General features: G+C 72.3%; 8 protein-coding genes. All 8 read right to left on the bottom strand.

The features are described 5' to 3' along the window. A partial coding sequence (gene ftsZ, locus ABD810_RS11780; protein WP_344937895.1) for a cell division protein FtsZ occupies window positions 1–989 on the bottom strand: 989 nt, incomplete at its 3' end. 235 nt (window positions 990–1224) lie between these two features. Further along, complete coding sequence (locus tag ABD810_RS11775; RefSeq protein WP_344937893.1) at window positions 1225–1896, bottom strand: cell division protein FtsQ/DivIB; 672 nt, start codon at window positions 1894–1896, stop codon at window positions 1225–1227. Next, a complete protein-coding gene (gene murC, locus ABD810_RS11770) occupies window positions 1893–3302 on the bottom strand; it encodes a UDP-N-acetylmuramate--L-alanine ligase (protein WP_344937891.1) in 1410 nt (469 codons plus the stop codon). Before murC ends, ABD810_RS11775 begins: the two co-directional genes overlap by 4 nt. Further along, window positions 3299–4390 carry an undecaprenyldiphospho-muramoylpentapeptide beta-N-acetylglucosaminyltransferase gene (gene murG / locus ABD810_RS11765; protein WP_344937889.1) on the bottom strand — a complete coding sequence of 364 codons (1092 nt, stop codon included), beginning with the start codon at window positions 4388–4390 and terminating at the stop codon, window positions 3299–3301. Before murG ends, murC begins: the two co-directional genes overlap by 4 nt. Window positions 4391–4400: 10 nt before the next feature. Then, complete coding sequence (gene ftsW, locus ABD810_RS11760) at window positions 4401–5696, bottom strand: putative lipid II flippase FtsW (RefSeq protein ID WP_344937887.1); 1296 nt, start codon at window positions 5694–5696, stop codon at window positions 4401–4403. 30 nt (window positions 5697–5726) lie between these two features. After that, window positions 5727–7253: a Mur ligase family protein gene (locus tag ABD810_RS11755; protein ID WP_344937885.1), complete on the bottom strand. Its 1527-nt coding sequence runs from the start codon at window positions 7251–7253 to the stop codon at window positions 5727–5729. Further along, on the bottom strand, window positions 7250–8308 hold the full coding sequence (gene mraY, locus ABD810_RS11750; RefSeq protein ID WP_344937883.1) for a phospho-N-acetylmuramoyl-pentapeptide-transferase: 1059 nt from the start codon (window positions 8306–8308) through the stop codon (window positions 7250–7252). The genes ABD810_RS11755 and mraY overlap by 4 nt, the downstream gene beginning before the upstream one ends. Beyond that, on the bottom strand, window positions 8305–9678 hold the full coding sequence (locus ABD810_RS11745; RefSeq protein WP_344937881.1) for a UDP-N-acetylmuramoyl-tripeptide--D-alanyl-D-alanine ligase: 1374 nt from the start codon (window positions 9676–9678) through the stop codon (window positions 8305–8307). Before ABD810_RS11745 ends, mraY begins: the two co-directional genes overlap by 4 nt. Between the last annotated feature and the right edge of the window lie 97 nt (window positions 9679–9775).

The raw sequence follows: 9775 nt of genomic DNA, 5'->3' as shown, positions 1-9775 counted from the left end.
GGCGACCCCCCCGGCTGCGGCACGGCGGCCGGCTTCTCCGGCAGGACCTCGTCGAATCCGGCCGCGATCACCGTGACGCGCACCTCGTCGCCGAGGGCGTCGTCGATGACCGTGCCGAAGATGATGTTGGCGTCCAGCGCGGCCGCGTTGGACACCAGCTGCGCCGCCTCGTTGATCTCGAACAGGCCGAGGTCGGATCCACCGGCGATGGACAGCAGCACCCCGTGGGCGCCGTCGATGCTCGCCTCCAGCAGCGGGCTGGAGACCGCCATCTCGGCCGCCGCGACGGACCTGTCGTCCCCGCGTGCGTGCCCTATGCCCATCAGCGCCGAACCCGCGCCGGACATGACCGACTTCACGTCGGCGAAGTCCAGGTTGATCAGCCCGGGTGTGGTGATGAGGTCGGTGATGCCCTGCACACCGGAGAGCAGCACCTGGTCGGCCGCCTTGAAGGCGTCGAGCACGCTGACCTGGCGGTCGGAGATCGACAGCAGGCGGTCGTTGGGGATGACGATGAGCGTGTCGACCTCGTCACGCAGGGTCTCGATGCCCGCCTCGGCCTGCGCCGCGCGGCGCCTGCCCTCGAAGCTGAAGGGCCGGGTGACGACCCCTATGGTCAACGCGCCGAGCGAGCGGGCGATGTTCGCCACCACGGGCGCGCCGCCGGTGCCGGTGCCGCCGCCCTCCCCAGCCGTGACGAAGACCATGTCGGCGCCCTTGAGGACCTCTTCGATCTCCTCGCGGTGGTCCTCCGCGGCCTTGCGCCCGACCTCGGGATTGGCTCCCGCGCCGAGGCCGCGCGTGAGCTCACGGCCCACGTCGAGCTTGACGTCGGCGTCACTCATCAGCAGCGCCTGGGCGTCGGTGTTGATGGCGATGAACTCGACGCCCTTGAGTCCCTCCTCGATCATCCGGTTCACGGCGTTCACTCCGCCGCCGCCGATGCCGACGACCTTGATGACCGCGAGGTAGTTCTGCGGTGCTGCCACGACGAGGGGCCTTTCCGCTCGTTTACTTGCATTACGTGAAGCCCGAAACGGTGCCGGACCTTCTTGTTTAACTCTCACCCTCAAGTTGAGATTTAGAGTTATGTCAACCTGAGGAATGATACGGACAGTAGGGTTGCCGCTCCCCCAGGGTCAACTCACCGCGCCGCAAGCTCGTCCGGCGTGTCGCGGCCTGTCCCTTTCGCTCCTGCCGGAACCTGTCCGGCTGTGCGGCATATCACTTGACTGTCACGACATCCGGTGAGCTGACGTCGTAGCTGTCGGCAGGGCGTTGGAGCAGCGTGAGCGCGATGCGCGCCTTGTCGCGGGTGCGCTCGGCCCCACCCCACATGATCGTACGGCCGTCGCCCAGGCGAAGTGAGACATCCTCCGCCGACACGGCGCGGACCAGTTGAACCCGGCGCGCCAGGTCGGCGGGAAGCGCGCTGAGGACCGTGAGCGCGGCCCTGGTGGCCGGGTCGCCCTCGCCGAAGCGGCCGACCTGGAGCGAGGGAAGGCCGGCCGGGGCGATGTCCCTGATCTCGATCACCACCCCGTGCCGGTCGACCACCGAAGCCTTGCCCGCCGAGAGGACCACCGCCACCGGCCGTCGCTCGACGAGCCGGACCTTCAGGGTGCCGGGCCAGCCGCGCTCCACGCTGACCGACTCGACCTGCCGCAGCGCGGCGATGCGGCGCCGGACCAGCTCCACATCGACGGTGGCCATCGGCTGGTGGTCGGGGACCGCGGCCGCCCGGCGGATCTGGTCGTCGGGGAGCCCGGCGTTCCCCGAGATCGCGATGTCGCGCACCCCGAGCACCGGGGAGAAGAACACCAGCCAGGCGGCGGCCCCCACCACCCCGCAGGAGAGCAGGACGGCGAAGGCCGTGCGCCAGGCCGACGGGCTCACCGGGAGGCGAGCTCGGCGACGATGTGCGGGCCCAGCTCGGTGACGTCACCGGCGCCCATGGTCAGCACGAGGTCACCCGGACGGGCACGCTCGGCGACCATGGCCGGGACCGAGGCCCGGTCGGAGACGTAGGCCACCCGATCGGCGGGGAGCGGGACCTTGCCCGCCACCAGCGCGCCCGAGACGCCGGGCTCGGGGTCCTCGCGGGCCCCGTACACGTCGAGCACGATCGCCTCGTCGGCCAGGCCCAGCGCGGCGCCGAACTCGTCGGCGAAGAAGCGGGTGCGGGAGTAGAGATGGGGCTGGAAGACCGCGATGACGCGGCCGGAGGGCCCGGAGAACGACGCCACCACGTCGCGGGCGGCGCGCAGGTCGGCGGCCAGCTCGGTGGGGTGGTGGGCGTAGCTGTCGAAGACGGCCACGCCGGCCGCCTCTCCCTTGGCCTCGAACCGGCGCTTGGCCCCGGTGAACGCCGCCAGGCCGTCGCGGAACTCGTCGAACGGCACGCCCAGCTCCTCGGCGACCGCGAGGGCCGCGGTGGCGTTCAGCGCGTTGTGCCGGCCGGGCACGGCCAGCCGGACGTCGCCCTTGCCCTCCACCGAGAACGCGACCCCGAACCCGTCGGGGGCGATGCCGATGACCCGGACGTCGGCGCCCTCGGCCTCGCCGTAGGTGCGCACGCGCAGGCCACGGGCACGGGCCAGCGGGACCAGCGCCGCGGCGCCCGGATCGTCGGCGCAGACCACAAGGGACGAGCCGATGCGCTCGACGAAGCGGGCGAAGCTGTCGTGCACCGCCTGCGGGTCGCCGTAGTTGTCGAGGTGATCGGCCTCGACGTTGGTCACGACGGCCACGCGGGGGGCGAGCATGAGGAAGGACCCGTCGCTCTCGTCGGCCTCGGCCACGAACACGTCGCCGGCGCCCTCGTCGGCCCCGAGGCCGGTCGTCACCAGCTGGCCGCCCACGCAGTAGGACGGGTCGCGCCCGCACTTCTGCAGGGCGACCGTGAGCATCGAGGTGGTGGTCGTCTTGCCGTGGGTGCCCGCGACGGCGATGCCGGTGCGCCCGACCATCACGGCGGCGAGCGCCGCGGCGCGGGGGATGACGCGCAGCCCCTGGCGCAGCGCCTCGCCCAGCTCGGGGTTGGAGTCGCGAATCGCGGTGGACACCACGACGGTGTCGACGTGCCTGATGTGCGAGGCGGCGTGCCCCACGTGGACGGTGGCGCCCAGGTCGCGCAGCTCGGCCACCATCTGGGAGCTACGGGCGTCGCTCCCGGACACCGCCACCCCGCGCTTGAGCAGGATGCGGGCGATGCCGGACATGCCGGACCCGCCGATGCCGATGAAGTGAACCCGGCCGAGATCTCCCGCCGCCACCGGCTCGATCAGCTTGACGAGGCTCACCGGCGGCCTCCGGCGGTGATGACCTCGATGACCTTGCGGGCCAGCACCGCGTCGGCGTCCTTGCGGCCCATCCGGGAGGCGGCGTCCGACATCGCGACGACCCGCTCGGGATCACGGAGTACCGGAAGCACCGTCTGGATGATCCAATCGGCGGTCAGATCGGCGTTGTCCACCATCATGCCTCCCCCGGCCGCGACGATCGGCATCGCATTGAGCTTCTGCTCCCCGTTGCCGTGTGGCAGCGGGACGTAGGCCGCGGGCAGCCCCACGGCGGTCAACTCGGCGCAGGTCATCGCCCCGCTGCGGCACAACACGAAGTCGGCGGCGGCGTAGGCCAGATCCATGCGGTCGACATAGGGCAGCACGACGTACTGCGGATCGCCTGGCGGCGGCTCCTGGCCGACGGTGTTCTTGGGGCCGATCACGTGGAGCACCTGGACGCCGGCCTGGCGCAGGACGGGCGCGGCGGCGAGGGCCGCCTCGTTGACGGCACGCGCCCCCTGCGAGCCGCCGAAGACCAGCAGCGTCGGCCGGTCGTTCTCCAGGCCGAAGTAGGACCTGGCCTTGTCGCCCATCGACAGCCGGTCGAGCGTGACGATCTCCCGGCGCAGCGGGATGCCGACGTACTCGGCATGGGGCAGCGTGGCGTCGGGGTGGCCGGTGAAGACGTGCTCGGTGATGCGGGCGCCGAGCCGGTTGGCGAGGCCGGGGCGCGGATTGGCCTCGTGGACCACGATCGGCACGCCACGCCGCCGCGCCGCCAGGTAGGCCGGGGTGGCGACGTATCCCCCGAAGCCGACCAGCACGTCGGCCTGGACGCGGTCCATGATGCCGGCGGCCGCGTTGATCGCCCCGGCCAACCGGCCGGGAACGGTCAGCAACTGCGGCGTGATGGCACGCGGCAGCGGGACCGCGGGCACGAGCGCGAGCTCGTACCCCCGCGCGGGAACCAGCCTGGTCTCCAGCCCGCGCTCGGTGCCGAGGCAGGTGATCCCGATGCTCGGGTCCTGCCTGCGGAGCGCGTCGGCCAGTGCCAGGGCGGGTTCGATATGGCCGGCTGTTCCGCCGCCCGCGAGGACCACCCTCATGTCGGTCCTTTCACTTCACGTGCCTCGATGTCGGCCGGAGCCACTTAGGCCGGCGAATGTTCGCCGGCGGGCGACCCAGGCCAAGCCAGCTTAGAGCCCGCGCCGCCGGGCCGGGGCCACGAGCGGCGAGCGCCGCGGCCGCGCCGGGCTCGCGCTTGGCGAACGACAGCAGCATGCCAAGCGCCGCCAGCGTGGGCAGCAGCGCCGAACCACCGTACGACACCAGAGGCAGCGGGATGCCGGTGATGGGCAGCACGCCGATCACCGCGCCGATGTTGACGATGGCCTGACCTGCGATCCAGCCCACGGCGGCGGAGGCCGTCAACCGGATGAAGGGATCCTTCACCCGGGAGGCCACGCGCAGCCCGGCGTATCCGAGGAGGCCGAACAGCGCGACCACGAGCAGGGTGCCCATGAGCCCGAGCTCCTCGCCGATGATCGAGAAGATGAAGTCGCTCTCGGCGTGTGGCACCCAGCTCCACTTCTGCCTGCTGCTGCCGAGGCCGAGCCCGAACCAGCCGCCCGAGCCCATGGCGATCTGCCCCTGGGCCGCCTGGTACCCGGACCCCTGGGCGTTGCCCCAGACGTCGAGCCAGCCCTCGATGCGGGCGGACCGGTAGCCCTCGACGCTGATCATGATGATGGTGGCCAGCGAGGCGACGGCCAGGATGCCGCCGAACAGCCGGAGCGGCGCGCCGACGACCCACAGCAGCGCCAGGAAGATCAGCATCAGGACGAGGGTGGTGCCGAGGTCGCGCCCGAGCATGACCAGGACGGCGAGGATCGCGGTCCCTGGCATGAGCGGGATCAGGAGCTGCCGCCACTCGATCAGGCCGCCCTTGGCCTTGCGCGCCAGCAGGTCGGCCCCCCACAGCACCAGCCCGAGCTTGGCGGGCTCGGACGGCTGGATGGTGAGCCCGCCGATGTAGATCCAGCGCTGGGCGCCCAGCTCCGACTCGCCGATGAAGATGACCATGATGAGGCCGATGATGGAGAGGGCCATCAGGGGGTATCCGGCGAGCCGGAAGAACCGCTGCGGCAGCCGCGAGCAGATCCACATCACCGGGATGCCGAGGCCGACCGAGAGCGACTGCTTGAGGAACCAGTAGAACGGATCACCCGTCTTCTGCAGCGCCTCGATGCTGGAGGCCGACAGGACCATCATCAGGCCGAGCGCGAGCAGGAGGGCGCTGCAGCCGAGCACGAGGTAGTAGGAGGTGAGCGGGCGGTTCAGCAGCTCACCGAGGGCGGAGAGCCGCTCCCGGCGCCACCCCGCGCCCTCGGCGCCGATCGTGGTGTCGGTCATCGCGGTGTCCTCAGGGGGGTCATGGGGCGCTCAGCCGCCGGCCGGGGCCGCGAGGCGGTGGACGGCTCGCGCGAATGCCTCCCCGCGGGCGCCGTAGTTGGCGAACATGTCAAGCGAGGCGCCTGCGGGGGCCAGCAGCACGGTGTCCCCCGGCGAGGCGAGCCGGGCGGCTTCGGTGACGACACGGTCCATGACCCCAGTGTCTTGCCCCTCGACCTCCACGACCGGAACATTCGGCGCGTGTCGCGCCAGAGCCTGCCGAATTCGTCCCCGATCGGTCCCGAGAAGCACCGCCCCGCGCAGCCGGCCCGCCGCGCGACGTACGAGATCATCGACGTCGGCGCCCTTCAGCAGGCCGCCCGCGACCCACACGATCGCGGGATAGGAGGCCAGGGACGCGGCGGCGGCGTGCGGGTTGGTCGCCTTGGAGTCGTCCACGTAGTCGACGCCGTCGATCCGGGCGATGTGGGCGATGCGGTGCGGGTCGGGCACGTAGTCGAGCAGGCCCTGGCGTACGGCGCCGGCCGGCACCCCGTGCGCGCGGGCCAGCGCCGCCGCCGCGAGAGCGTTGGCCACGTTGTGGGGGGCGAGCGGGTGGACGTCGGCCAGCGTCGCGAGCTCCTCGGCGGCCCCGACCGGGTCGTCGACGAAGGCGCGGTCGACCAGCAGGTCCTCCACGACGCCCAGTTGCCCCGGCGCGGGCACCCCCAGGGTGAAGCCGACGACCTTGACGGGCACGTCCGGTGAAAGGCCCGTGGTCCGCGCGGGCACGTCGAGGGGGACGGCGGCGACCCGCTCCTCGTCGGCGTACGGCCCGCCGAGGCGGGCGGCCGACCGGCCCTCGGCGTACGGCCCGCCGGAGCGAGCGGCCGACCGGCCCTCGGCGTACGGCGCGGCGAGGCGGGTGACCGTCGGATCGTCGGCGTTGTACACCACGACCTCGGCGCGTTCGTAGATGCGGCCCTTGGTCCTGGCGTACTCCTCCATCGACCCGTGCCAGTCGAGGTGGTCGTCGGCCACGTTGAGTATCGCCGCGGCCCGCGGGGCCAGGCCTGCCGACCAGTGGAGCTGGAAGCTGGACAGCTCGACGGCGAGCACGTCGTAGGGCTTCTCGACGGCCTCCACGATGGGGATGCCGACGTTGCCCACGGCCGCCGCCTCGTGGCCGGCTGCCCTCAGCATGGCGGTGAGCATGCGCACGGCCGTGGTCTTGCCGTTCGTGCCGGTCAGCGCCAGCCACGGGGCCGCGTGGGCGGGCCGCCGCCGCCAGGCCAGCTCGACCTCGCCGATCACCTCGACGCCCTTGGCGGCCGCTTCCAGCAGCAACGGGTGGTCGGGCCGCCAGCCGGGCGAGGTCACCACCATGGCGGCCTCGGGCGGCAGGCCGCCGCCGAACCGCACCTCCACGCCGAGCCCGGCCAGCTCGGCGGCCGCGGCCCGCTGCCGCTCTCCCTGGCCGGTCTCCACCGCGATGACGTGGTGGCCGGATCTGACGAGGCTGCGGGCGGCCGCGATCCCGGAGACCCCGAGCCCCGCCACGCAGATGGTGGTGGTCATTGCTTGGGCATCCACTCGACGTAGAACAGGCCGAGGCCGCCGGCGGCGCACAGCACGGCGATCAGCCAGAAGCGCACCACGATGGTCGTCTCCGCCCAGCCCGCGAGCTCGAAGTGGTGCTGGAGCGGTGCCATACGGAACACCCGTCTGCCCGTCATCTTGAAGAAGCCCACCTGGATGATCACCGAGGCGGTGATGATGACGCACAGCCCGGCCAGGATGAACAGCAGGAACTGCGTGCGGGTGGTGATCGCCAGCCCGGCGAGCACCCCGCCCAGGGCCAGGGAGCCGGTGTCGCCCATGAAGATCTTCGCGGGCGGGGCGTTCCACCACAGGAAGCCCACGAGCGCGCCGAGGACCGCGGCCGCCACCACCGCCAGGTCGAGCGGGTCGCGCACCCAGTAGCAGCTCGGGCCGAGCTGGTTGAGGCAGCTGTTGCGGAGCTGCCAGTTGCCGATCAGCACGTAGGCGCCGAGGACGACCCCGGTGGCGCCGCTGGCGAGGCCGTCGAGGCCGTCGGTGAGGTTCACGGCGTTCGAGAAGCCGACGATCATGATCAGGACCCAGATCGTGAAGACCACGATGCCGACCGACGGGCCGAAGTCGCGCAGGAACGAAAGCCGCGTCTCCGCCGGCGTGATGGAGTAGGCGTTGGGGAACCGGACCACCAGCACCGCGAAGACGGCGCCGACGATGAGCTGCCCGAGCGCCTTGGCGCCGCTGCGCAGGCCCAGGCTCCGCTGCTTGTAGATCTTGATGAAGTCGTCGAGGAAGCCCACCGTGCCGAGCCCGGCCATGAGGAACAGCACCAGCACGGCCGAGACCGTGGGCGGGGTCCAGGTGGCCAGGTGGGAGCAGGTGAAGCCGATGAGCGCGGCGATGACCAGGACGGTGCCGCCCATGGTGGGCGTGCCGCGCTTCTCGTGGTGCCCGGAAGGACCCTCCTCCCGGATGTTCTGGCCGTAGCCTCTGCGGCTGAACAGCCTGATCGCCAGCGGGGTGCCGAGCATCGACAACAGCAGCGCCACCGCCGCGGCGACGAGGACGTCCATCATCGGGCATCACCGCCCAGCAGGGCGTCGGCGACCCGTTCGAGGCCGGCGGCGCGCGGGCCCTTGACGAGCACCACGTCGCCCGGGCGCAGCCGGGCGGCCAGCTCGGCGGCGGCGTCGGCCGGGCCGGGCACGTGGACGACGGGCGCGCCCTTCGCCCCCGCGAGGACCGGCAAGGCGTCGTCCCCGACCACCCACAGCCCGGTGAGGCCCGCCTCGGCGGCGAGCCGGCCCACCCCCTCGTTGAGGGTGTCGCTCTCCTCGCCGAGCTCGCGCAGCGAGGCGATCACGGCGAACCTGCGCCGATCCTTGCCGAGCACGCCGAGGGTCTGGAACGCCGCGCGCATGGAGTCGGGGTTGGCGTTGTACGCGTCGTTGATCACGGTCACTCCGTCGGGCCGGTCGGTGACCTCCATGCGCCATCGGCTGCGCGGTTCGGCCCGTGACAGCTCATCGGCGATGGTCGCCACCGGAAGGCCCAGCTCGTACGCCGCCGCGGCGGCGGCCAGGACGTTCTCGACGGCGTGCGCTCCGTAGAGGCGCAGCCGTACGCCCGCGGCGCCCGAGGGGGTCCTGAGCGTGAACGAGGCCCTGCCGCGCTCGTCGAGGCTCTCGTCCTCGGCGCGCACGCCCGCGTCGGCCGAGCGGCCGAACCAGCTGACGCGGGCCTCGGTGCGGTCGGCCATGGCCCTGACCAAGGGGTCGTCCGCGTTGAGCACGGCCACGCCGTCGGAGGGCAGCGCCTCGACCAGCTCGCCCTTGGCCTTGGCGATCTGCTCGCGACCGCCGAACACGCCGAGATGGGCGGTGCCGACGTTGAGCACCACACCGACCTTGGGCGGGGCGATGCGCGTCAGGTAGGCGATGTGGCCCTCCTCGCGAGCGCTGAGCTCCAGCACGAGGAACCGGGTGTCCTGGTCGGCCCTCAGGACCGTGAGAGGGTGCCCGATCTCGTTGTTGTAGGAGCCGACCGGGGCGATCGTGGGACCGATCAGGCCCGTGAGCCTCGCAAGCAGGTCCTTGGTGGTGGTCTTCCCCGCGGACCCGGTGACGCCGACGACGGTGGTGCGCGGCAGCTCGGCGACCGTGGCCGCGGCGAGCTCGGCCAGCGCCGTCACGACGTCGCCCACGACCAGGCAGGGCGCCTCCACCGGCCTGCTCGCCAGCACGGCCACCGCACCCGCCTCGCAGGCCTGGGCGGCGAAGTCGTGCCCGTCGGCCCGCTCCCCCCTGATCGCCACGAACAGCGATCCGGGCTCGGCGGCGCGCGAGTCGATCAGGACGGGCCCGCGGACCACGGCGCGGGGATCGGCCATGCCCGCGAGGGCACCCGAGGTGATCTCGGCGATCCTTGCCAGCGGCAACGGGATCATTCGTTCTTCCCTACTCTCCATACGAACTGTCGTCGGTGTGCGGGTGGCCGGCGCATCGCCCCGAGCGCCCGGCCGGGCCACGGCTCAGCCTGGCACA

The sequence above is a fragment of the Sphaerisporangium flaviroseum genome (assembly GCF_039537005.1).
GTDB lineage: Bacteria > Actinomycetota > Actinomycetes > Streptosporangiales > Streptosporangiaceae > Sphaerisporangium > Sphaerisporangium flaviroseum.
This window is presented reverse-complemented; position numbering and strand designations above follow the sequence as displayed.